We start from the raw sequence: 22,846 nt of genomic DNA, 5'->3' as shown, positions 1-22,846 counted from the left end.
TTACATTCTCGGCATGCCGCCGCCGGGCAACATACCGCCCATGCCGCGCATCATTTTGGCCATTCCGCCTTTCGCGGAGAACTTCTTCATCATCTTCTGCATCTGCTTGTGCTGCTTGATCAAGCGACCGATGTCCTGCACCTGAGTGCCGGAACCCATGGCGATCCGGCGTTTGCGCGAACCGCTGATCATCTCAGGGTCGCGGCGCTCGGCCGGGGTCATGGAATTGATGATGGCTTCCATCTGCTTGAATTGTTTCTCTGCCGCGCCCTGGGCGTTGCCCATCTGCGCCAGGTTCATACCGGGCATGTTTGGCAGTTTGTCCATGAGGCCGCCGAGGCCGCCCATGTTTTTCATCTGTTGCAGCTGATCGCGGAAGTCTTCGAGGTCGAAGCCCTTGCCCTTCTTCAGCTTCTTGGCCAGTTTGTCGGCCTTGTCCTTGTCGAGGGTCTGCTCGGCCTGCTCGATCAGGCTGAGTACGTCGCCCATACCGAGGATGCGCGAAGCAATACGCTCCGGGTGGAACGGTTCGAGCGCGTCGCTCTTCTCGCCCATACCGATGAACTTGATCGGCTTGCCGGTGATGGCGCGAACCGACAGTGCGGCACCGCCACGGGCATCGCCGTCGACCTTGGTCAGGATCACACCGGTCAGCGGCAGCGCATCGCCGAAGGCCTTGGCCGTGTTGGCGGCGTCCTGACCGGTCATGGCGTCGACCACGAACAGCGTTTCCACCGGGTTGATCGCGGCATGCAGCGCCTTGATCTCGCCCATCATCTCTTCATCGATGTGCAGGCGACCGGCGGTATCGACGATGACCACGTCGATGAATTTCAGTTTTGCTTCTTTAATAGCCGCTTGCGCGATGTCGACCGGCTTCTGGCTCAGGTCGGACGGGAAGAAGGTAACGCCGACTTCACCCGCGAGCATTTCCAGCTGCTTGATCGCTGCCGGACGGTAAACGTCCGCAGATACGACCATGACCGACTTCTTCTTGCGCTCTTTAAGGAAGCGCGCGAGTTTGCCGGCGGTGGTGGTTTTACCCGCACCCTGCAAACCGGCCATCAGCACGACGGCAGGAGGAACAGCGCTCAGGTTCAAGTCTTCGTTGGCCGCGCCCATCAGGCTTTCGAGTTCGGCCTGGACGATCTTCACGAAGGCCTGGCCCGGCGTCAGGCTGCGCGACACCTCGGTGCCGACGGCGCGTTCCTTGACCGAATTGACGAAGTCCTTGACGACCGGCAAGGCGACGTCAGCTTCGAGCAACGCCATGCGCACTTCGCGCAGGGTGTCTTTGATGTTGTCTTCGGTCAGCTTGGCCTTGCCGGTGACATGGCGCAGCGTCTGCGAGAGACGGTCGGTTAAGTTTTCAAACATTGCGCGATCCTTTCAGGCCCTGTGTAGACCGGGATAATGGCGGCCCAGACCGGAATAAACATGTGCTCGGCGAGCCTGCGGCGTGGGCAGGTCGCGGATTATAGCGAAGACTGCGTCTGGCGGACACCTCGTCGTCAGCTTGCATGGTCTTTCGTGCTGCGGGGGTTCTATGCCAAACTCAGCGCCTTTCGGGCTTGCCTAACAGGATTTATGCTCCCCTTGTCACCCAGTTTGCTAGCTACCCTCGCCGCCGCCTGCTTATATGCCGCTGCGACCCTCTATCAGGGCACTCGTCTGGCCTCCGCTGCCAAGGCGAACAAACGCCTGCTGGTCACGCTCGGCGTGCTCGCCGTGCTGGCTCATAGCGCCAGTCTGTTCACCCACCTGCTGACACCGATTGGCCTGGGTCTGGATTTTTTCAGCGCCGCCAGCCTGATTGCCGCCGCGGTGATTGCCCTGACGCTGTTGGCCTGCTCGCGGATCCCGGTGGAAAACCTGCTTATATTGCTGTTCCCGCTCGGCGCCGCCACCGTGCTGCTCGCACAGTTCGCCCCCGCCGGCACGGTGCAGATCATCGACGAAGAACCGGGCATCCTCGCCCACATATTGTTGTCGATCCTCGCCTACGGCATGTTCACCATCGCGGTGTTCCAGGCGTTGCTGCTGCTGATTCAAGACCATCAGCTCAAGCACAAGCACCCGTCGGGCCTGATCAAGAACTTCCCACCGCTGCAAACCATGGAAAGCCTGCTGTTCGGTTTCCTCTGGGCCGGCTGGACCCTGCTGTCGCTGTCGCTGATCTCCGGCTGGCTGTTCGTCGACAACCTTTTCGCCCAGCACCTGGTGCACAAAACTTTGCTGGCATGCCTCGCCTGGATCGTCTTCAGCGTGCTGCTATGGGGCCGTAATCGCCTCGGCTGGCGCGGACACAAGGCCATTCGCTGGACCCTCGCCGGTTTCTGCCTGCTGATGCTGGCGTATTTCGGCAGTAAGCTGGTTCGTGAATACATCCTGCATATCTGACGGGCGGCATTAATGGACGACTTGCCCATAGGGCCGATGATCGCGGTAGTGGCCCTGCTGATTTTATGGTCGGGGCTGTTTACCGCCATCGAAGCTGCGCAACAGTACTTGCTCGCCCAGCGGACCGCTTCGCGTTCGAGCGACAAGCCGGTGGCGAAGCTGAGCTTTTCGCTCAATAGCCTGATCCTCTGCAACACCCTGTGCCGCGCACTGGTCGTGGTCATCAGCACCTTGCTGGCGATTTTTACCTGGGCGGAAAACGGTCCATGGGTGGCCTGCCTGGGGGCTGGCGCCGTGCTTCTGGTGTTCGCCGACTACCTGCCGCGCACCCTCGCCGTCCGTTATCCGGACGCCGTCCTGGCCTTGGGCAACACCTTGCTTGGCGCGCCACTGAAAATCATCTATCCCGCCGCCTGGCTGCTCAATGGCCTAAGCCAGCTGCTGATGCGACCGTTCGCCCGCAAAGTCAAAGTGGTGCAGCAGAGCGAAGACGAGGCCCCGAACGATCGGCACGACGATCACGAACACGCCGTCTGCCGCCCACACCCGCTGTCAGGCATCCATGCGCTGGACAACATCACGGTCAACGACATTCTGGTGCCACGCAGTGACGTCGAGGGAGTCAACCTGGACGACTCCCTCGAGGAAATCATCGAGCAGCTTCGCGCCAATAAACGCACGCGCTTGCCGGTTTTCCACAGCGACATCAATCAGGTCGAGGCGGTACTCAATACCCGGCAGATCCGCCATCTACTGTCCGACGCCAGCCTGACCCGAGAGGCACTGCTGGCAGCCTGTCACGACCCCTACTTCGTGCCGGAAAGCACTCCATTGCAACTGCAGCTGTTGAATTTCCACAAACAACAGCGACGCCTGGGCATGGTGGTCGACGAATACGGCGAAGTGCTCGGTGTCGTGACCCTGGAAGACATTCTCGAAGAAATCGTCGGCGAGTTCGAAAGCCAGCACAGCCTGAAAAACCCGCACATCCATCCACAGGCCGATGGCCGCCTGGTGATCGAAGGGGCGGCGTCGATTCGCGAATTGAACAAGAGCCTGGGCTGGCACTTGCCAAGCGACGGTCCGAAAACCCTCAACGGGCTGGTGACCGAGGCGCTGGAGACGATTCCGGACAGTGCGGTATGCCTGAAGATCGGGCGTTATCGGCTGGAGATTCTGGAGACTGAAGACAATCGCGTCACTCGGGTTTTAATCTGGCATACCAGTTCGACGCCTGCGATTGTTTCTATCCGTTAGACAGTTAGAAGATCGCAGCCTCGCTTCGCTCGACAGCTCCTACAATTTGGAATGCGTTCCCTTGTAGGAGCTGTCGAGCGAAGCGAGGCTGCGATCTTTTTCAATATCTATGCCCTTGTTCGATCGTTAGCCGCCTTCCTATAATCGATCCGCTTACCCAAGCCCCGCCATACCCCCGTGCTACCCGCACCCCGCATCAAACCCACATCCCTGGGTGTTCGACCATAATAATTCGCTCCACTGGGGCACATGACTGTCAGGGATAACCGCATGACGACCAGCACGACTTATAACGACACCGCGCCTGCGCAACCGACGAACTCCGCCACCCGCGTGGCGACCGCGAGTTTCATCGGCACCGCCATCGAGTTCTACGACTTCTACGTCTATGCCACTGCCGCTGCGCTGGTGATCGGTCCGGTGTTCTTTCCGCAGACCTCCGGCACGGCCCAGATGCTGTCGGCGTTCCTCACCTTCGGCATCGCCTTCCTGGCTCGACCGCTGGGATCGGCGCTTTTCGGCCACTTCGGTGACCGCATCGGGCGCAAATCGACACTGGTTGCCTCGCTGCTGCTGATGGGCGTGTGCACCACACTGATCGGCGTACTCCCGGGCTACGACAGCATTGGGGCCTGGGCGCCGATCCTGCTCTGCGTTCTGCGCTTCGGCCAAGGCCTGGGACTCGGCGGCGAATGGGGCGGCGCGGCGTTGCTGGCGACGGAGAATGCACCAAAGGGCAAACGCGCCTGGTTCGGCATGTTCCCGCAACTCGGCCCCTCGATCGGTTTTCTCGCGGCCAATGGCCTGTTTCTGACGCTGGCAATGACCCTGAACGACGAGCAGTTCCGCTCGTGGGGCTGGCGGATTCCGTTCCTGCTCAGTGCTGCGCTGGTGATGGTCGGTCTGTACGTGCGCCTCAAGCTTCACGAAACGCCGGTGTTCGCCAACGCAATGGCTCGCCAGGAGCGAGTGAAGATCCCGCTGGTCGAGCTGCTCAGCCAATACTGGGCGCCGATGTTGCTGGGTGCCGGAGCGATGGTGGTGTGCTACGCGCTGTTCTATATCTCGACGGTGTTTTCGCTGAGCTATGGCGTGTCGACGCTTGGCTACACCCGCGAAACCTTCCTCGCGCTGCTGTGCTTCGCCGTGTTGTTCATGGCCGCCGCTACGCCACTGTCGGCCTGGGCCAGTGATCGTTACGGGCGCAAACCGGTGCTGATCATCGGCGGTGTGCTGGCGATCCTGTCCGGTTTCCTGATGGAGCCGCTGCTGACCCAAGGTTCGACCTGGGGCGTGGCGCTGTTCCTGTGCATCGAGCTGTTTCTGATGGGCGTGACGTTTGCGCCGATGGGCGCGCTGCTGCCGGAGCTGTTTCCAACCCACGTGCGTTATACCGGTGCGTCGGCGGCCTACAACCTGGGCGGCATTGTCGGGGCCTCGGCGGCGCCGTTCTTCGCACAGAAGCTGGTGGCGATGGGCGGCTTGAGTTATGTCGGCGGGTATGTGTCGGGGGCGGCGGTGCTGAGCTTGATTGCCGTGCTGTGCCTGAAGGAGACGCGCAATAACGATCTGAATCGGGTTGCCTGAAGAAAAAGCAAAAGCTTCGCGAGCAAGCCCGCTCCCACAGGGGACCGCGTTCTAACAGAAAGAATGCGATTCAATGTGGGAGCGGGCTTGCTCGCGAATGGCGCGCCTCGGTTACAGCTCTACAACAACAGCCTGGGAAGCGCGGGTAGCCTTGGCGCGAGCCGCGTCAATCGACTCATCACGTGCCAATGCCACACCCATCCGACGCTGACCATTGACCTCAGGTTTGCCGAACAGACGCAACGCCGTATCCGGTTCGCTCAACGCAGCACCGAGATTGGCGAAAGCCGTCTGGGTCGACTGCCCTTCCACCAGAATCACCGCCGAAGCCGATGGGCCGAACTGACGGATCAGTGGAATCGGCAGGCCCAGAATCGCCCGTGCGTGCAGCGCGAACTGCGACAGGTCCTGGGAAATCAAGGTCACCAGACCGGTGTCATGTGGACGCGGCGAGACTTCGCTGAACCAGACTTGATTACCTTTGATGAACAGCTCAACACCAAACAGACCACGGCCACCCAAGGCTTCAGTGACGGCTTTGGCAACGCGCTCGGATTCGGCCAGGGCAATCGGGCTCATGGCTTGTGGCTGCCACGATTCCTGATAGTCGCCCTTCTCCTGACGGTGACCGACTGGCGCACAGAACGTAGTGCCACCAACGTGACGCACGGTCAACAGGGTGATTTCGTAGTCGAAATCGATGAAGCCTTCGATGATCACGCGGCCTTTACCGGCACGGCCGCCTTCTTGAGCGTAATCCCAGGCTTTCTGCACGTCATCGACGCTGCGCAGCAAGCTCTGGCCTTTGCCCGACGAACTCATCACTGGCTTGACCACGCATGGGAAGCCCAGGTCCTGAACGGCCTTGCTGTAATCCTCGAAGGTGTCGGCGAAGTGGTACGGCGAGGTCGGCAGGTCCAGCTCTTCAGCGGCCAGGCGACGGATGCCTTCGCGGTTCATGGTCAACTGCGCGGCGCGAGCGGTCGGGATCACGGTGAAGCCTTCGGCTTCCAGTTCCACGAGGGTCGCGGTGGCAATGGCTTCGATTTCCGGCACGATGAAATGCGGCTTTTCGGCTTCGATCACCGCACGCAGGGCGGCGCCATCGAGCATGTTGATCACATGGCTGCGATGGGCGACCTGCATGGCAGGCGCATTGGCGTAGCGATCCACGGCAATCACTTCAACGCCCAGGCGTTGCAGCTCGATCACCACTTCCTTGCCCAACTCGCCACAGCCACACAGCAATACGCGGGTCGCGGTTGGCGACAATGGAGTTCCGATACGGGTCATCTCAGGTCCTCAAGAAGCGGATCATCGAGGGTCGCAGCGCCTGGCGCGCTTCCCATGGGGAGAAAGCGCGGCATTTTACATGAACCAGCGGGTTTGGCTTCAGCTGACGACGGCCTGCTTGCGCAAGCGCCAGGCCATGATCAGCCACACGGCGGTCACGCCCGCGAACTTCGAGCCCATGGCGGTGAGGATCACGCCCGGGGTGAACGCATCGATCATGCCGAAGAAAATGAAGGTATCGAGAGGAATGCTCAGGGCCGAACTTATCCACAGGCGGTCGTGCAAGGGACGCTTGGTGATGCTGAACACCAGCCAGTCGATGCATTCGGATACCGCGAACGCCGTGGCGCTGGCCAGCGCGATGGACGGATCGGACGTCACGTAGGACAACACCAGCGCTGCCAGCATCGCCGCGATCGCGCCATGGCCGAAACGGATTTGCACCATGTCGCGCAAAACGAACACCAAACCACCCCAGGCTGACCAGAGGATGTCCAGGTGCGGAGCGGTGGAAAAGGCGTAGTTGATCAGCACGACGCTGCTGATGTAAGCGATCAGGAAGAACATGGGGCGGCGGGATACCTGTCAATTTGGAGCACAGGGTACCTACAGGTCTGGTGTTTTGCCTAGCATCCAGAGAATGCCACTCGACTTGGCCCGCTCATGACACAACCCCAACACCTTGCGGCGCTCTTCGTTGTCCATCCGGCTCCAGCGAGTGATCTCTTCCACCGTGCGCTGACACCCAGTGCAAATGTCATCCTCGTCCAACGCGCAAATGTTCACGCAGGGCGATAGTACCGGCCGTTCAGTGGCGCTCATTCTTCCTGCTCAACCAGATCGCGGGCATAACGTTGCGAGTTATGCACATAGTGAGCAGCGCTGGCCTCCAGCATTTTTTTCTGCGGCTCGGTCAGCTCGCGCACCACTTTGCCGGGGGAGCCCATGACCAGCGAACCGTCTGGAATCTCCTTGCCCTCACCAATCAGTGAGTTGGCGCCGATGATGCAGTTCTTGCCAATCTTCGCACCGTTCAGAATGACCGCATTAATACCGATCAAGCTGTAATCGCCCACCGTGCAGCCATGAAGCATGGCGTTATGGCCGATGGTCACGCCGGTGCCGATGGTCAGCGGGAAACCCATGTCGGTGTGCATCACGGTGCCGTCCTGGACGTTGCTGTTCTTGCCGATCAGGATCAGTTCGTTGTCGCCACGCAGCACAGCGTTGAACCAGACGTTGGCGCCCTCCTCCAGTTTGACCTTGCCCACCAGCACAGCATTGGGTGCGACCCAGCTCTGCGGATGGGTTTCGACGCGGGCGTCGCCCAGGCGATATTTCATCTTATTGTCCTCAAGGCCAGGCTGGCTCACTTGCAAAAAGCGGGGTTCACGCCATACGGGCGATGGCTTCAGGTGTTGATAAACGTCTTGGGTGGCTGGTGCAGGCTGATTTTGGCGTCATAGAGCAGGTTGATCAACTCGACGATCATAATCGCCGTCAGGCCCCAGATTTTGTACTCGCCATAACGATAGCTCGGCACGTACCAACTACGGCCCTGGTAATCGATGCGATGGGTGTGTTCGCGCGGGTCCATGCGGAAGAACTCCAGCGGTACGCTGAAGACTGCGGCGATCTCGGCATCGTTGGCCCGGTACTCGACAAAGTCCGGAATCACACCGACATAGGGCGTGACCTTGATGCCGTGCAGGGAGATCAATGGGCTCAGCGGGCCGATCACTTCGACCAGCCCGGGCGGCAGGCCGATTTCTTCTTCAGCTTCGCGCAGGGCGGTGAAAATCAGGTCAGGGTCTTCGGGGTCACGTCGCCCGCCGGGGAAGGCGACTTCGCCGCCATGGGTCGAGAGCCCGCTGGCGCGCAGGGTCAGAACCAGTTCCGGTTCGTCACTGCGAGTGATGGGCACCAGTACCGCGGCTTCAGGGAAACGTTTGTCGGTTTCCAGTGTGCGAGGGATGTGGTTGCTTACTCGATGCAGTAGCTCGTCCAGCATGAGACTTCTCGATTTATTCGCTACCTCGCATCATGCACCAATCGAACCGACCGCCCAAGCCCATAACCACTGCATGTCGCTAAACGACAACTTGCCGACAGACACCGTCGCACGCCAAGATAGGCGCAGCATTCAGGAACCCAAGCATGAAATTTTGCAGTCAGTGCGGCAACCCGGTGACCCAGCGCATTCCAGAGGGCGATTCGCGCTTGCGTTTTGTCTGTGACAGCTGTCAGGCGATTCACTACCAGAACCCCAATATCGTCGCCGGTTGCGTCGCGACCTGGGGCTCCAAGGTCTTGTTGTGCCGACGCGCCATCGAGCCTCGGCTCGGTTATTGGACCCTGCCCGCCGGTTTCATGGAAAACGGTGAAACCATCGAGCAGGCGGCCATTCGCGAGACGGCCGAAGAAGCCTGCGCGCGGGTGCGCAACCTGAGCATCTATACGTTGATCGACGTGCCGCACATCAGCCAGGTGCATGTGTTCTTCCGCGCCGAGCTGGTGGACCTGGACTTTTGCGCCGGTCCCGAGAGCCTTGAAGTGGCGCTTTTCGAAGAAGCCGACATCCCTTGGTCCGAGCTGGCTTTCCGCACGGTGGGCCGTACCTTAGAATGCTTCTTCGCTGACCGGCGGACCGAGGTCTACCCCGTGCGGTCCGAGTCGATCCCGCCGCTTGCCCAGCCTGCCATCACTTAAAGCTTCTAAACTCACCTATAACTATTAAATAGTCGCGACACCTTTTAGGGATATCGTTTCATGCGCTGGTTGCTTGCCCTGTTTTGCTTGTCGTTCGTCGCTGTCTCCCAGGCTTCCGTTGCGGAAACGCTGGACGGCAAAGTCATCGAAAAAGTTCTGGTGCTCAAGTCCGCCCACCAATTGCAATTGATCAATGACGGCAAGCCGCTCAAGACCTATCGCATTTCCTTGGGCAAACGCCCCAAGGGGCCGAAGCTGATGGAAGGCGACAAACGCACGCCTGAAGGTTTCTATTGGCTGGATTGGCGCAAGGTCAGCGATAAATTCAATCTGGCGATGCACATCTCCTACCCGAACATCAGTGACTCCGTGCGCTCCCGTCGTGAAGGCGTCGAACCCGGTGGCATGATCATGATCCACGGCACCCCGGACACTGAAGAAAACCCCGAAGACCTGTTCCACACGCTGGACTGGACCGACGGCTGCATTGCCATGCGCAACATGGACATGCGCGAGGTTTGGGGTTTGGTGCCGGACGGCACGATGATCGAAATCCGCCCGTAGCGGCTACCTTCCGTCGCTCCTCAAAAAATAAAATCAAAAGATCGCAGCCTTCGGCAGCTCCTACCGGGTAGATACCAATTTCACCCGTAGGAGCTGCCGAAGGCTGCGATCTTTGCTGTTGAAATCCCCACCTCTAATACCACTTCAAACCAGCACCCCTCTTACCCATCAATCAGGGCAGGCTTTCCCGCGCCAACAGCAAAGTGGTCTCATTGACATGGTATTTAAGTGGTATTAGGTTTCACCCACCACCGGGCGACAACAATCCTATATCCGCATCGGACCAAACCTACATGAATGACCTCCAGGCCCTACGCCCTGACGACACCCAGCCCACGCCGTTGTACCTGCAACTGGCGCGCAATCTGGAAGCGGCGATCCATGCCGGCCAGTGGAAAGCCGAACAGGCCATGCCATCGGAGCGCAACCTCAGCGAAATGCTGGGCATCTCCCGGGTCACTGCACGCAAAGCGCTGGAAGTTCTGTTCGAGCAAGGCCTGATCCGCCGCAACCAGGGTTCCGGCACCTTCATCACCCCACGCCTGGAACAACCGCTGTCGCGCCTCTCGGGTTTCAGCGAAATGCTGCGGCTGAAGGGCTTCGTCCCCGGCTCGCAATGGCTGGAGCGTGAAATCACTCCGCCGACCCACGAAGAACTGATCCGCCTGGGCCTCTCGCCGAACGACAAGGTCGCGCGGCTCAAGCGCCTGCGTAAAGCCGACGACACGGTGATGGCGATCGAGATGAGCACCCTGCCCGCCTCGATCATTCCCAAGCCACAAGCGGTGGGCGACTCCCTCTACGAATACCTCGACGGCATCGGCAAGCCGATCGTCCGCGCCCTGCAGCACATTCAGGCGATCAACGCCTCGGACGAGTTCGCCGCCCTGGTGGGCATCGCGCCCGGCACCGCCATGCTGCTGATGACCCGGGTTGGCTACCTGGAAGACAACACACCAATCGAAGTCACCGACACCTACTGCCGCAACGACTACTACGACTTTGTCGCAGAGCTTCGTCGATAACCCGCTTCACCGCCAAAGAACCGAGAACCGATCATGTCCGAAGACAACATCCTCACCGCCCGCGGCTGGGTTCGCGGCCGGCTGATTCACGAACACGGCAAAGTCGTGTCGATCGAAGGCCAACCGTGCGATCCGGCCGACAACGACCTGCCTTACCTGCTGCCGGGTTTCATCGACCTGCACGTTCATGGCGGCGGCGGCAAAGACATCATGGAAGGCGCGCCCGCCTTCGAGACCATCACCAAAACCCACGTGCGTTTCGGCACCACGTCGCTGCTGGCGACCACCATGACTGCGCCGAACGAAGAGATTTCGCGAGTACTCAAGGACGTCGGCGAGTTCTGCGAACAGCGCCCAAAAGGCAGCGCCCGAGTCCTCGGCGTGCACCTGGAAGGCCCGTACATCAACCCCGGCAAACTCGGTGCCCAACCGAATTTCGCCCACACCGCGTTGATGGCCGAAGTCGAAGAATATCTGGCACTGGCGCCGATCCGGGTGATCACCATCGCCCCGGAAATCGCCGGCCACGACGCCTTGATCCGTGACCTCAGCGCTCGCGGTGTGCGCATGCAAATCGGCCACACCCTCGGCAGCTACGAGGAAGGCGTTGCCGCGCTGAACGCCGGAGCCAGCAGTTTCACCCACCTCTACAACGCCATGAGCCCGCTGCATCACCGCGAGCCGGGCATCGTCGGCGCAGCACTGGCTCACGCCAAATACGCCGAACTGATTCCGGACTTGCTGCACGTGCACCCCGGCGCCATCCGTGTGGCCCTGCGTTCAATCCCGTGTCTGTATTGCGTCACCGACTCCACCGCCGCCGCTGGCATGCCCGACGGTGAATACAAGCTCGGCAGCCACACGGTGACCAAATGCCTGGGCGGCGTGCGCTTGCCCGACGGCACGCTGGCCGGCAGCACGCTGACCATGGATCAGGCCCTGCGCAATTTGGTGAAGATCGGTTTGCCGATCGCCGAGGCCTCGCAACGTCTTTCGCAATTCCCCGCCGACTACCTCGGCCTCAACGATCGCGGGCGCCTGCAACCCGGCAGCTGGGCCGACTGCGTGCGGCTCGATCGCTCACTCACACTGACCGCCGTCATGGTCGAAGGAGAAGACATTGACTTCAAAAATGCTTGAAGAGGCGCTGTCCTCGTTCGAGGCCGTGCAAGCCCAATTGCAGCAACTCGACCCGCAGATGATCGAGATCGCCGGGCGCCTGCGCCGTCAGCCGCCGCAAGTGGCGATGACCGTCGCTCGCGGCAGCTCCGATCATGCCGCCAGTTACTTCGCCTACCTGACCATGCAGCAGTTGGGCTTCCCGGTGGCTTCGTTGCCGATGTCGGTGGTGACCATGTTGCAAGCGCCGTTGAAGGTCAGCGGCCAAGTGGCGTTCGCCTTCTCGCAGTCCGGGCAAAGTCCCGATCTGGTGAACAGCATGCGTCTGCTGCGCAAGCGCGGCGCCCTGAGCATCTCGATGGTCAACGCCGAGAGTTCGCCGCTGGAGGCCGCGTGTGAGTTCAGCCTGCCGCTGTGTGCCGGCACCGAAAGCAGCGTCGCCGCGACCAAGAGTTTTATCGCCACCCTCAGTGCCAGCGCCCGTCTGATCGCCCACTGGAAAGAGGATGCGCAATTGCTGGAGGCCGGCCTCGCGCTGCCGGAAGGTTTGCGCGAGGCGGCGAAACAGGATTGGAGCCTGGCCATCGATGCCTTGCGCGATTGCCAGCGCCTGATGGTGATCGGCCGTGGCGCCGGTTTCGCCATCGCCCAGGAAGCTGCGTTGAAATTCAAGGAAACCTCGGCGATCCAGGCTGAAGCCTTCAGCAGCGCCGAGGTCCGTCACGGCCCGATGGCGTTGATCGATGAAAATTATCCACTGCTGATCTTCGCCCCGCGCGGTGCCGAGCAGGCCGGTTTGCTGAGCCTCGCCGCCGACATGCGCCAGCGCGGTGCCCGCGTATTGCTGGCCGCACCGGATGACATTGCCGAACGCGACCTCACCCTGACCCGCGCCGAGCACCCGACGCTCGACCCGATTCTGGCAATCCAGAGTTTCTACGTCATGGCCGCCGGTTTGGCTGTCGCCCGAGGCATGGACCCGGACCAGCCGCGGCACTTGAGCAAAGTGACGCGCACGCACTGAGTCCGAACCCGTACGTATTTCCTGATGAGACCGAGCCATGCACAACAATAATAAAGAGCTGACCCTCAGCGCCCCGCTCAGCGGCCCGGTGCTCACGCTCGCCAAAGTCCCGGACCCGGTGTTCGCCAGCGGCGCCATGGGCGACGGGATCGCCATCGACCCGCTGAACGACACCCTCCACGCCCCGTGCGCTGGCGTCGTGGTGCATGTCGCGCGCACCGGCCACGCCGTCACCTTGCGTGCCGACAACGGCGCCGAGTTGCTGCTGCACCTGGGCCTCGACACGGTCGAGTTGCAGGGTGAAGGCTTCTCGATGCTGGTCAAGGAAGGCGCGCGGGTCAGCAATGGCCAACCGCTGTTGCGCTATGACCTGGACAAGGTCGCGCAGCAGTGCAAAAGCCTGGTCAGCCTGATGATCCTGACCAACAGCCAGGACTTTCAGGCGCGGCCAATCACGCTGAAGTCGGTAAAAGTTGGCGAGCCATTGCTGCACATCATTCGTCGGCACGCACCTGGAGCGCAGGCTGAAGCGGAGCTGTCCGGGGAAGAGATTGTCGGCCACATTCGTATCGCCCATCGCGGCGGGCTGCATGCTCGTCCGGCAGCGCTGATTCGTCAGACAGCCCAAGGTTTCAAGAGCAAATCGCAGCTGCATTTCGCTGGCAAATCGGCGACCTGCGACAGCTTGATAGGGCTGATGGGTTTGGCCGTTGGCGAACAGGACGAGGTTCAGGTCAGCTGCCAGGGCCCGGACGCCGAAGCCGCGTTGCAAGCGTTGCTGATCGCGTTATCCACAGCGCTGGCCGAAGACAGCCACGCCGCCGCGCCGACACCGATTGCCCGACGCACTCGAGCTGCCGAAGCGGGCGTGCTGCACGGTGTTTGTGCAGCGCCCGGTTTGGTTGGCGGCCCGTTGTTCCGCTTGACCGCAATCAGCCTGCCGGTGGACGCCGGCAACCATGATCCCGAGCAACAACTGCAAACCCTCGACACCGCGCTGACCGTCGTACGCAGTGAAATCGACCACACGCTGGCCCAAGCCAGGAAACATAAAAACACCGACGAAGAAGCGATCTTCGCCGCGCACCTCGCCCTGCTCGAAGACCCGGCGCTGCTGAACGCTGCGAACACTTCCATCGACCAAGGCATGGCCGCGACCCACGCCTGGAGCCAATCGATCGACGTGCAGTGCGAGGTGCTCCAGCAACTCGGCAGCCCGTTGTTGGCCGAACGCGCCAACGATCTGCGCGACCTCAAACAACGCGTGCTGCGCGCCCTGCTCGGCGAAACCTGGCACTACGACGTGCCTGCCGGCGCCATCGTCGCCGCGCATGAATTGACGCCGTCCGATCTGCTGCAACTCAGTCAGCAAGGTGTCGCCGGGTTGTGCATGGCCGAGGGCGGCGCGACCTCCCACGTCGCCATTCTCGCTCGCGGCAAAGGCTTGCCGTGCATAGTCGCGCTAGGTTCTACGCTGCTGGATCAGCAGCAAGGCCAAGCGGTTGTGCTGGATGCCAATGGTGGTCGCCTAGAACTGATGCCAAATGCCGAACGTTTGGCCGAAGTGCATCAGGCGCAACTCGATCATCAACAGCGCCGTGCGGAGCAACAGGCTCAGGCTCACACCCCGGCACTGACGCTCGACGGTTTGCAGATTGAAGTCGCCGCCAATGTGGCCTCCAGCGCCGAAGCGGCTGATGCCCTGGCCAATGGCGCCGACGGCGTCGGCTTGCTGCGTACCGAGTTTCTCTTCGTCGACCGCAACACCGCGCCGGACGAAGAGGAACAGCGCGCCGCTTATCAAGCCGTGCTCGACGCCATGGGTGACAAGTCAGTGATCATCCGCACCATCGACGTTGGCGGCGACAAACAACTCGACTACCTGCCGCTGCCGGTTGAGGCCAATCCCGTGCTTGGCCTGCGCGGTATTCGCCTGGCTCAGGTCCGCCCGGAATTGCTCGATCAGCAACTGCGCGCCTTGCTGCATGTCAGCCCACTGGCGCGCTGCAGGATCCTATTGCCGATGGTGACCGAAGTCGATGAGTTGCTGCACATCCGCCAGCGTCTCGACGCGTTGTGCACTGAACTCGGTGTGCTTGAGCGCCCGGAGCTGGGCGTGATGATCGAAGTCCCCGCCGCCGCCCTGCTGGCCGAGCAACTGGCCAAACACGCGGACTTCCTCTCCATCGGCACCAACGACTTGTCGCAATACACCTTGGCCATGGACCGCGACCACGCCGGCCTCGCCTCGCGGGTCGACGCCATGCACCCGGCGCTGCTGCGGCTGATCGCCCAGACCTGCGCCGGTGCTGCGGTGCATAACCGTTGGGTCGGTGTCTGCGGCGCGCTCGCCTCCGATCCGCTGGCCACGCCGGTGCTAATTGGCCTGGGCGTCAGCGAGTTGTCGGTCAGCCCGGTGCAGATCGGTGAAATCAAGGACCGCGTCCGCCACCTGGACGCGAGCGAATGCCGACGCCTCAGCCAGGACCTGCTCAAGTTGAGCAGCGCCAGCGCGGTGCGTCACGCCTGTCACCAGCAATGGCCTCTGAGCTGAAAACAACAAAAAATCCAGGGAGATCCGCCATGTACCACTACTTCATCGAAGGCCTGCAACGCCTTGGCCGCGCGCTGATGCTGCCGATCGCGATCCTGCCGATCGCCGGCCTGTTGCTGCGCCTGGGCGACACCGACCTGCTGAACATCGCAATCATCCACGACGCCGGCCAAGTCATCTTCGCCAACCTGGCGATGATCTTCGCCATCGGCATCGCGGTCGGTTTCGCCAAGGACAACAACGGCACCGCAGGCCTCGCCGGGGTCATTGGTTACCTGGTGATGATCTCCACCCTCAAGGTGCTCGACGCGAGCATCAACATGGGCATGCTCGCCGGGATCGTCAGCGGCTTGATGGCGGGCGCGCTGTACAACCGTTTCAAGGACATCAAACTGCCGGAGTACCTCGCGTTCTTTGGCGGCCGGCGCTTCGTGCCGATTGTCACCGGGTTCGCCGCCGTCGGCCTGGGCGTGATCTTTGGCTTGATCTGGCCGCCCATCCAACACGGCATCAACAGCTTCGGCACGTTGATGATGGAGAGCGGCAGCTTCGGCGCGTTCGTCTTTGGCGTTTTCAACCGCCTGCTGATCGTCACCGGGCTGCACCACATCCTCAACAACATGGCGTGGTTCGTCTTCGGCAACTTCACTGACCCGACCACCGGAGCCATCGTCACCGGCGACCTGTCGCGCTACTTCGCGGGTGACCCGAAGGGCGGCCAGTTCATGACCGGCATGTTCCCGATGATGATCTTCGGCCTCCCCGCCGCGTGCCTGGCGATGTACCGCAATGCGCTGCCGGAACGCCGCAAGGTCATGGGCGGGATCTTCCTGTCGATGGCGCTGACTTCATTTTTGACAGGTGTAACTGAGCCGATCGAGTTCGCCTTCATGTTCCTCGCGCCGCTGCTTTATCTAGTGCATGCGTTGCTGACTGGGCTGTCGATGGCGATCACCAACTTGCTGAATATCCATCTCGGCTTTACGTTTTCCGGTGGTTTGATCGACATGATTCTCGGCTGGGGAAAATCCACCAACGGTTGGTTGATGGTCCCGGTCGGCCTGGCGTATGCGGTGATCTACTACGTGGTGTTTGATTTCTGCATTCGTCGGTTCAACTTGAAGACGCCGGGGCGTGAAGATGTTCTGAATGGCGACAAAGCAGTCATCGCCGAGAATGAACGGGCCGGGGCTTATATCAAGGCGCTGGGTGGTGCGCAGAATTTGATCACCGTGGGCGCCTGCACCACTCGGTTGCGGCTGGACATGGTGGATCGCAACAAGGCAAACGATGCGGAGTTGAAAGCACTGGGTGCGATGGCGGTTGTGCGTCCGGGCAAGGGTGGGAGTTTGCAGGTGGTGGTCGGGCCGATGGCAGACAGCATTGCCGATGAGATTCGCTTGGCGATGCCTGCGTTGGGGCGCGCACTTGTTTCTTCCCCTCCTGCAGTTATCGATGCGCCGAAACCTGCGGCGGTGGCGAATTCAGAAGCACAGCAATGGCTGAATGCTTTGGGTGGCGGCGAGAATGTGTTGCAAATGGATTGCATCGCCATGACCCGGATCCGGCTGCAACTGGCGGATGGCAAGGCGTTGTCGGAATGTGAATTGAAGGCGCTGGGTTGCCAGGGTGTGAGTCAGCTGGACGGTGGGGTTTGGCATCTGTTGGTTGGCGACAAGGCATCGAGTTTGAATGATGCGCTGGATGCGTTGGTGAATCGCAGTGAGGTGAGTGCCAAGGTTTAGATTGTGGGTGCCACTTCTCATGATGGCGAGCGGATAAGACGCATGGAAGATTCTTTCTTGCCAACATTTCCGATGGTTAAACACCGCTCGACGGCGTTTGTTTAAAACGCCTCAAGGTTACTTCCTGCAAGCTACAACACCTTGCGCCGTTGCCTACGGCTACGCCAGAATCCGCCGGCTTGTGCGCCTTGGGGGTGGTCGGTAACTTGGTTCCTGTCACTGCCCATCAGTGATCGGGTTTAGTAGCCCGTCGATGTCAAGACGCACAACGTATCTATCTAGCAGGCAGCCCATGCCCGCACTTGATGGCGGTTGTGTGCAGGGCGCTTCGGCGCGCCGATTTCTTGGCTCATCGGTCTACTAACCTGTGCACAGCTGCCACCCTTACGTTTAGTAGCGAACGGGTTGCAGCCTCACTCATATGAGGATTGAGCCAATGTTCAAGGTCACACCAAATCCGCCGGAAACCGATCCGGCATCGCCCTACGAATCACTCGACTCCAACAAGCTCCACGAAGCCGCCGAGCGCGCCCTCGACCATCACTTCCCGCCAGCCGATCCCAAGCCACCAAAACGCAACGGCCAGCTCTTCAGCGTCTGCCCGGGCATCAACCCTGAAACCCTTCTCGCCAATGCCTCGGAAGATTTGCTGTCCATCAGCGCCATCGCCGCCAACCTCGCCGACGATGTGGACGGTTCCCGCCGCTCCGTAGCCTTGGCGCTCAGCCGCATGGCTGACGGCGTGCATTTGTTGGTGGAGCGAATGCTGGATCATCTGGATGAACCCGAGATGGCGGCGATTTTCGCCAGGCTTCAAAATCGAGTCAGCTGATTCGTCAGGCATAAAAAATGGGCACCCAACCTCGTTGGCGTGCCCATTTTTTCCCTTCTCACCACTCATCAGGCCGAGCGTTAGCTCGCCAGCAGCTTTTATCCCCGTTCGGTTGCGCAGTAGCCGTAAAACGGGACTTGACGATGAAAATTCAAGATTTGTGTATTCACAATTTTTTCACCAAGGCCAACCACCGTCTAAGCTTCAGACAAGTCCTCTCAATCTGCGTGAATGGATCAGTCGACTATGGGCGCTTTATGGCAAACCGATTCGAGAAAAAATGTGGTTCCGACTGAACGTGTGGATGAAGCGCCTATACCTGAAAAACCCCCTCGCAGTCGTACGAAGCACGGTTGGGGGGCGTTCTGGTTGTTGTTGCTGATAATTCTGATTGTCCTCGGGCTGGCCGCGGCCAAGGAAATGCGCACGTCGAAGTTTCAATCCCGGGAACTCAGCCAATTCGCCGCCACCCTGAGCTACGAGCTGAAACCCGGTCCCAGCGATGCCATTCGCTATCCGGGCGCGGGCCCTTTCGATCTGCGTCTGGGCTACAGCTCCCTGGGTGAATTCCTGCCGCGTCTGATCAAGCGCGACTACGTTGTGGCGTCACAGACCCGATTTTCCCAAAAGTTGATGGACTACACCGGCAATGGCTTTTTCGTGCCCTACGCGGAGAAAATCCAGGCTGGATTGTCGATCACCGATTGCCGTGCGGCACCGCTTTACCAGTACAAATACCCACAACAACTGTATTCAAGCTTTGCGGCGATCCCCCCCGTGGTGGTCAACAGTTTGCTGTTCATCGAAAACCGCTTTCTGCTCGACCCCCATCAGCCCCGGGCCAACCCTGCCGTGGATTGGCCGCGGTTCGGCATGGCGGCATGGTCCCAGGTCGCCAAGTTGATGCACCTGCCAGGCCAGTCGGCGGGCGGCAGTACCCTGGCCACGCAACTTGAGAAGTACCGGCATTCGCCCGATGGCCTGACCGTGTCGGGTGCGGAAAAGATCCGTCAGATGATTTCTGCCAGTGTGCGCGCCTATCAGGCCGGGCCGGAGACCCTCGAAGCCCGGCAGAACGTGATTCGCGATTACCTCAACAGCGTGCCCCTGTCGGCAGTACCGGGCCACGGTGAAGTGCATGGTATGGCCGAAGGTTTGCGCGTCTGGTACGGCGCCGATTTCAACCAGGCCAACGAGCAACTGGCCAGTAAGGAGACAGATCCGAAAAGCATGTCGGAAAAAGGTCTGGCCCTGCGTGAGATGCTGTCTTTGATGATTGCCCAGCGCCGCCCTTCCCACTACCTGACCAAGGGCCACGATGAACTGGCCGAACTCACCGACAGCCACATTCGCCTGCTGGCACTGAATGACGTGATCGATGCGCCACTCGCGGCAGCGGCATTGACCAGCAAAGTGACCTATCGCGACTGGCAGACACAGCCCACCATTCAGCCGATCGAAACCAACAAGGGCATCAGCGTGGCACGCAGTCGTCTGGGCGGGTTGCTCAACCGTCCGCTGTACGACCTCGATCGCCTTGATCTTTCCGCCACCAGCACCCTGCAAGGCGAGTTGCAAACCAAGGCTACCGAGTACCTGAAGCATCTGGCCGACCCTGTGTTTGCTGCGCAGATCGGCTTGATGGGCGAGCGCCTGCTGACCCCCACCAGTACCACCCAAGTGCGCTACAGCTTCACGCTGTTCGAACTGACCCCGGACGGCTCACGGGTGCGGGTGCAGACCGACAGCACCGACCAGCCGTTCGATATCAATGAAGGCAGCAAGCTGGAACTGGGCTCCACCGCCAAGATGCGTGTGCTGACCACCTATTTGCAGATCATCGCCGAGCTGCACGATAAGTACGCAATGATGACCATCCCGGAACTGAAGAAGGTCGACGTCCCTGATCAGGACCGCCTGAGTCGCTGGGCCGTCGATTACCTGATCCAGAACAAAGACCGCAACTTGCCAGGCATGCTCGGCGCTGCGCTGGATCGCAAATACTCGGCCAGCCCCGGTGAAGCTTTTTTCACCGGTGGCGGGCTGCACACATTCGTTAACTTTCGCAAAGAAGACAACGGCCGCATTCCTACCCTGCGTGATGCCCTGCGCGAGTCGATCAACCTGCCGTTCATTCGGCTGATGCGTGACCTGGTGCGCTACACCACGTATTCAGGCCCCAACAGCAGCGCCGAATTGCTCAAGGACGACCGCGACCCTCGCCGCCAGGAATACCTGGCCTCGTTCGCCGACCGCGAAGGCACGTCGTTCCTGCTGAAGTTCTGGAAGAGATACAAGAACAAGGACACCCAGGCGCGGCTCGAGACCTTCCTCGACAGCATGCGCCCGACCCCGATTCGCATGGCCGCGGTGCATCGTTATCTGTTGCCACAGGCCAGTCAGGAAAGCTTCAACATGTTCGTGCGCGCGCACCTCAAAGGCGCCAAGCTCACCGAGAAACTGACCGACGAACGTCTTCAGCGGCTCTACGAAAGCTACGGCCCTGGCGCCTACGACTTGCCGGACCAGGGCTTCATCGCCAAGGTCCACCCGCTGGATCTATGGTTGATCGGCTACTTGTTGAAAAACCCCGACGCCAAGTTCAGCCAGATCGTCAAAGCCAGCCAGTTCGAACGCCAGGAAGTCTACAGCTGGCTGTTCAAAAGCCGTCACAAGGGTGCCCGCGACAGCCGCATTCGCACCATGCTGGAGATCGAGGCGTTCCTCGACATTCACCAACGCTGGCAGAAAGTCGGCTATCCATTCGACCATCTGGTGCCGTCGCTGGCCACCGCCATCGGCAGTTCCGGCGACCGTCCGGCCGCCTTGGCGGAGCTGATCGGTACCATCCTCAACGACGGCGTGCGCATGCCGACACTGCGCATCGACAGCCTGCACTTCGCGGCGAACACGCCGTATGAAACCAAACTGATCAATGATCCGGATGCCGGTAAACGGGTGATGCCTTCCGAGGTGGCCACGGCCATGCGTGAAGCGTTGTCGCAGGTGGTGGATGCCGGTACGGCCAAACGTGTTTCTGGCAGTTTCATCACGCCGGATGGCAAACCGTTGGCCATGGGCGGCAAAACCGGTACGGGCGATAACCGCATCGAAGCCTTCGGTTCGGGTGGGCGAATTCTGAGTTCGAAATCCATCAACCGCACCGCGACCTTCGTGTTCTACATCGGCGATCGTCACTTCGGCACGATGACTGCGTTCGTGCCCGGGCAATCGGCCGAAGCGTTCAAGTTCACCTCGGCTTTGCCAGTGCAAGTGCTCAAGGGGATGGCGCCGATTCTGACGCCGTACCTGCAGCCGGGCGGGCACACGATGTGCCTGCCGGTCGAGACGGCGCAGCGTTGAGCTCGCTCCCGCAGTTTTCTATCAAACCTCCGAATCCCAGATAACCGTGACATCGCCGGAATACGTACTGGCAACACCCGATACCAGCATTTTCTCGACTTCGTCGCGTCCGACTTCGAAGTGCAGCGTTCCCTCCCCACGACTCACATAAAAAGAGGGCTGGAAGAAATCAGTACCAACGCCATCCAGACGCAAGGGACGGCTTTTGACGGCTTCTCCGCCACGGCTGGTCAAGCCATAGGGCAAGCTCACGGCAATATCCAGCGCCACCGTCTGATCAGACACCGGATCCTTCAAGGCACAGGTGTTGTTAGCCTGATGCTGGCATTCCAACGTCATTTTAAAAGCCGAGGAGGACGAAACGCTGAAGGTCTGGTCCCTGAACAACCGCGTCGGTTTGCGTCCTTGATTCAGCCAGGCTTGCCAGCCGCCCTGGGGAACCAGTTCGACTTTATTGCCGCCTGGTGGAACCTCGATCTTCAGCTGATGCTTCACAGTGAGGGTGAAGTTGAATAGGAAAGTATTACCGCTCATGACATTCATGAGATCACCGAAATCGAAGTCCTCGTTTCGACCCACCGAATAACTCGTGCTGCCTGTGTACTGCCCGTCGGCCATCCCCAATGGATTGGGCGTTTTGAGTTCGTAGGCAAATTCAAGTGAGCGCAGAGTGAACCAATTGACGTCCGCCTGCACCGGTTGCCGGCTGCAGGCACCCGCCCCCTCCGGCACAATCCAGAAAAAACTGGCGTCTTGGACGCCTGCCGCCAGATGGCCAGTTCTCACGCACGGGCTGGGGGCTTCCCGCCATTGACGGTCCCAGCCCGCCCCTCCCTCCCCCAATCCCCAGGCGCTGACCCCGGGTGGTCGAGGCATTTTCCACGCCGAGCCGATGCCGGCAATCCGCATTTGAACGACCTCCGTTCTGTTCGTACCGACATGTGTTACCACCACGTCTTTGAACGTCGAAGGAACCTTGAACATTGCTCCTTCTCTGGGGTTTGTATGATTGGCCAGAAAGGGCCCTGTGCTGTCTGCGGCAAACCCGTCAAATCGAAGACTGAAAATGTTCAGGCTTTTGCATTGTGTGGGAATATGAACCCGGCAAATGCTGCTTATTGGCGTCGTATTTTTAAATATGTTTTCAGTCGGCTTGTTCACATTCGGCTCAAAAAACGCCTCGATTTCATAGACGAGGTCATTGGCACTGGCAGCCTGCGTGTGCAGAAACAACAACGCCCCGAGAGCCAGTCCCGAAGCACGGTTCTTTGTGATTCTCTTGTTCAAATCCATCATTTGGGTCCTGAAAAGCAGCAAAGTGGCCGTTCTCAAGGCGGTCTTGCGATTCACCTTCAGAACGTTTTCCATCACGTC

Annotated in this window: 19 protein-coding genes; 12 read left to right on the top strand and 7 right to left on the bottom strand. The window is 60.3% G+C overall.

The window, feature by feature from the left end:
• A complete protein-coding gene (gene ffh, locus ACYZTZ_RS02510) occupies window positions 1–1,377 on the bottom strand; it encodes a signal recognition particle protein (RefSeq protein WP_033056394.1) in 1,377 nt (458 codons plus the stop codon).
• Window positions 1,378–1,587: 210 nt separating this feature from the next.
• Between ffh and ACYZTZ_RS02505 the strand changes: the two genes are divergently transcribed.
• The 3 genes from ACYZTZ_RS02505 (at window position 1,588) to ACYZTZ_RS02495 (ending at window position 5,244) form a co-directional block, all read left to right on the top strand.
• Entirely contained in the window at window positions 1,588–2,400 is an 813-nt protein-coding gene (locus ACYZTZ_RS02505) for a cytochrome C assembly family protein (RefSeq protein ID WP_461997119.1), read from the top strand.
• 12 nt (window positions 2,401–2,412) lie between these two features.
• On the top strand, window positions 2,413–3,657 hold the full coding sequence (locus ACYZTZ_RS02500; RefSeq protein ID WP_461997118.1) for a transporter associated domain-containing protein: 1,245 nt from the start codon (window positions 2,413–2,415) through the stop codon (window positions 3,655–3,657).
• Between the two features lie 270 nt (window positions 3,658–3,927).
• Window positions 3,928–5,244: an MFS transporter gene (locus ACYZTZ_RS02495; RefSeq protein WP_056743381.1), complete on the top strand. Its 1,317-nt coding sequence runs from the start codon at window positions 3,928–3,930 to the stop codon at window positions 5,242–5,244.
• 111 nt (window positions 5,245–5,355) lie between these two features.
• Here the strand turns inward: ACYZTZ_RS02495 and purT are convergent, their stop codons facing one another.
• The 5 genes from purT to ACYZTZ_RS02470 all read right to left on the bottom strand — a co-directional run bounded on the left by purT (window position 5,356) and on the right by ACYZTZ_RS02470 (window position 8,548).
• Entirely contained in the window at window positions 5,356–6,537 is a 1,182-nt protein-coding gene (gene purT, locus ACYZTZ_RS02490) for a formate-dependent phosphoribosylglycinamide formyltransferase (protein WP_461997117.1), read from the bottom strand.
• A 99-nt stretch (window positions 6,538–6,636) separates the two neighbouring features.
• On the bottom strand, window positions 6,637–7,104 hold the full coding sequence (locus ACYZTZ_RS02485) for a VUT family protein (RefSeq protein ID WP_056743380.1): 468 nt from the start codon (window positions 7,102–7,104) through the stop codon (window positions 6,637–6,639).
• 39 nt (window positions 7,105–7,143) lie between these two features.
• On the bottom strand, window positions 7,144–7,359 hold the full coding sequence (locus tag ACYZTZ_RS02480) for a DUF1289 domain-containing protein (RefSeq protein WP_461997116.1): 216 nt from the start codon (window positions 7,357–7,359) through the stop codon (window positions 7,144–7,146).
• Complete coding sequence (locus tag ACYZTZ_RS02475) at window positions 7,356–7,880, bottom strand: gamma carbonic anhydrase family protein (RefSeq protein WP_034154816.1); 525 nt, start codon at window positions 7,878–7,880, stop codon at window positions 7,356–7,358. The genes ACYZTZ_RS02480 and ACYZTZ_RS02475 overlap by 4 nt, the downstream gene beginning before the upstream one ends.
• A gap of 68 nt (window positions 7,881–7,948) precedes the next feature.
• Window positions 7,949–8,548, bottom strand: a complete 600-nt coding sequence (locus ACYZTZ_RS02470) for a CoA pyrophosphatase (RefSeq protein WP_461997115.1) — start codon at window positions 8,546–8,548, stop codon at window positions 7,949–7,951.
• A gap of 146 nt (window positions 8,549–8,694) precedes the next feature.
• Between ACYZTZ_RS02470 and ACYZTZ_RS02465 the strand changes: the two genes are divergently transcribed.
• From ACYZTZ_RS02465 to ACYZTZ_RS02425, 9 genes are all read left to right on the top strand, one after another.
• A complete protein-coding gene (locus ACYZTZ_RS02465) occupies window positions 8,695–9,246 on the top strand; it encodes an NUDIX hydrolase (RefSeq protein WP_033056401.1) in 552 nt (183 codons plus the stop codon).
• A 60-nt stretch (window positions 9,247–9,306) separates the two neighbouring features.
• Window positions 9,307–9,810, top strand: a complete 504-nt coding sequence (locus ACYZTZ_RS02460; RefSeq protein WP_056743373.1) for a L,D-transpeptidase family protein — start codon at window positions 9,307–9,309, stop codon at window positions 9,808–9,810.
• A gap of 293 nt (window positions 9,811–10,103) precedes the next feature.
• Entirely contained in the window at window positions 10,104–10,835 is a 732-nt protein-coding gene (locus ACYZTZ_RS02455) for a GntR family transcriptional regulator (RefSeq protein ID WP_008151596.1), read from the top strand.
• A 33-nt stretch (window positions 10,836–10,868) separates the two neighbouring features.
• Window positions 10,869–11,975 carry an N-acetylglucosamine-6-phosphate deacetylase gene (nagA, locus tag ACYZTZ_RS02450; RefSeq protein WP_461997114.1) on the top strand — a complete coding sequence of 369 codons (1,107 nt, stop codon included), beginning with the start codon at window positions 10,869–10,871 and terminating at the stop codon, window positions 11,973–11,975.
• A complete protein-coding gene (locus ACYZTZ_RS02445; protein ID WP_461997113.1) occupies window positions 11,956–12,978 on the top strand; it encodes an SIS domain-containing protein in 1,023 nt (340 codons plus the stop codon). Before nagA ends, ACYZTZ_RS02445 begins: the two co-directional genes overlap by 20 nt.
• Before the next feature lie 37 nt (window positions 12,979–13,015).
• Window positions 13,016–15,532 carry a phosphoenolpyruvate--protein phosphotransferase gene (gene ptsP, locus ACYZTZ_RS02440; RefSeq protein WP_461997112.1) on the top strand — a complete coding sequence of 839 codons (2,517 nt, stop codon included), beginning with the start codon at window positions 13,016–13,018 and terminating at the stop codon, window positions 15,530–15,532.
• Window positions 15,533–15,561: 29 nt separating this feature from the next.
• Entirely contained in the window at window positions 15,562–17,277 is a 1,716-nt protein-coding gene (gene nagE / locus ACYZTZ_RS02435; RefSeq protein WP_461997111.1) for an N-acetylglucosamine-specific PTS transporter subunit IIBC, read from the top strand.
• Between the two features lie 436 nt (window positions 17,278–17,713).
• Window positions 17,714–18,109, top strand: coding sequence for a DUF6124 family protein (locus ACYZTZ_RS02430; RefSeq protein WP_461997110.1), 396 nt, complete (start codon window positions 17,714–17,716; stop codon window positions 18,107–18,109).
• A gap of 246 nt (window positions 18,110–18,355) precedes the next feature.
• A complete protein-coding gene (locus ACYZTZ_RS02425) occupies window positions 18,356–21,472 on the top strand; it encodes a transglycosylase domain-containing protein (RefSeq protein ID WP_461997109.1) in 3,117 nt (1,038 codons plus the stop codon).
• Window positions 21,473–21,493: 21 nt separating this feature from the next.
• Here ACYZTZ_RS02425 and ACYZTZ_RS02420 read toward each other — a convergent pair whose 3' ends face one another.
• The gene (locus tag ACYZTZ_RS02420) at window positions 21,494–22,840 is read right to left on the bottom strand and encodes a hypothetical protein (RefSeq protein ID WP_461997108.1); all 1,347 of its coding nucleotides are present in this window, start codon (window positions 22,838–22,840) and stop codon (window positions 21,494–21,496) included.
• Window positions 22,841–22,846: the final 6 nt, after the last annotated feature.

The sequence above is a fragment of the Pseudomonas sp. LB3P58 genome, assembly GCF_054897895.1.
This window is presented reverse-complemented; position numbering and strand designations above follow the sequence as displayed.

Bases quoted from the DNA above. Each gene is read 5' to 3' on its own strand.
- nagE (WP_461997111.1), top strand. From the start codon at position 15,562: ATGTACCACTACTTCATCGAAGGCCTGCAACGCCTTGGCCGCGCGCTG.
- ACYZTZ_RS02470 (WP_461997115.1), bottom strand. From the start codon at position 8,548: ATGCTGGACGAGCTACTGCATCGAGTAAGCAACCACATCCCTCGCACA.
- ACYZTZ_RS02460 (WP_056743373.1), top strand. From the start codon at position 9,307: ATGCGCTGGTTGCTTGCCCTGTTTTGCTTGTCGTTCGTCGCTGTCTCC.
- purT (WP_461997117.1), bottom strand. From the start codon at position 6,537: ATGACCCGTATCGGAACTCCATTGTCGCCAACCGCGACCCGCGTATTG.
- ACYZTZ_RS02455 (WP_008151596.1), top strand. From the start codon at position 10,104: ATGAATGACCTCCAGGCCCTACGCCCTGACGACACCCAGCCCACGCCG.
- ACYZTZ_RS02475 (WP_034154816.1), bottom strand. From the start codon at position 7,880: ATGAAATATCGCCTGGGCGACGCCCGCGTCGAAACCCATCCGCAGAGC.
- ACYZTZ_RS02425 (WP_461997109.1), top strand. From the start codon at position 18,356: ATGGGCGCTTTATGGCAAACCGATTCGAGAAAAAATGTGGTTCCGACT.
- ptsP (WP_461997112.1), top strand. From the start codon at position 13,016: ATGCACAACAATAATAAAGAGCTGACCCTCAGCGCCCCGCTCAGCGGC.
- ACYZTZ_RS02500 (WP_461997118.1), top strand. From the start codon at position 2,413: ATGGACGACTTGCCCATAGGGCCGATGATCGCGGTAGTGGCCCTGCTG.
- ACYZTZ_RS02485 (WP_056743380.1), bottom strand. From the start codon at position 7,104: ATGTTCTTCCTGATCGCTTACATCAGCAGCGTCGTGCTGATCAACTAC.
- ffh (WP_033056394.1), bottom strand. From the start codon at position 1,377: ATGTTTGAAAACTTAACCGACCGTCTCTCGCAGACGCTGCGCCATGTC.
- ACYZTZ_RS02495 (WP_056743381.1), top strand. From the start codon at position 3,928: ATGACGACCAGCACGACTTATAACGACACCGCGCCTGCGCAACCGACG.
- ACYZTZ_RS02505 (WP_461997119.1), top strand. From the start codon at position 1,588: ATGCTCCCCTTGTCACCCAGTTTGCTAGCTACCCTCGCCGCCGCCTGC.
- ACYZTZ_RS02430 (WP_461997110.1), top strand. From the start codon at position 17,714: ATGTTCAAGGTCACACCAAATCCGCCGGAAACCGATCCGGCATCGCCC.
- nagA (WP_461997114.1), top strand. From the start codon at position 10,869: ATGTCCGAAGACAACATCCTCACCGCCCGCGGCTGGGTTCGCGGCCGG.
- ACYZTZ_RS02465 (WP_033056401.1), top strand. From the start codon at position 8,695: ATGAAATTTTGCAGTCAGTGCGGCAACCCGGTGACCCAGCGCATTCCA.
- ACYZTZ_RS02420 (WP_461997108.1), bottom strand. From the start codon at position 22,840: ATGGAAAACGTTCTGAAGGTGAATCGCAAGACCGCCTTGAGAACGGCC.
- ACYZTZ_RS02480 (WP_461997116.1), bottom strand. From the start codon at position 7,359: ATGAGCGCCACTGAACGGCCGGTACTATCGCCCTGCGTGAACATTTGC.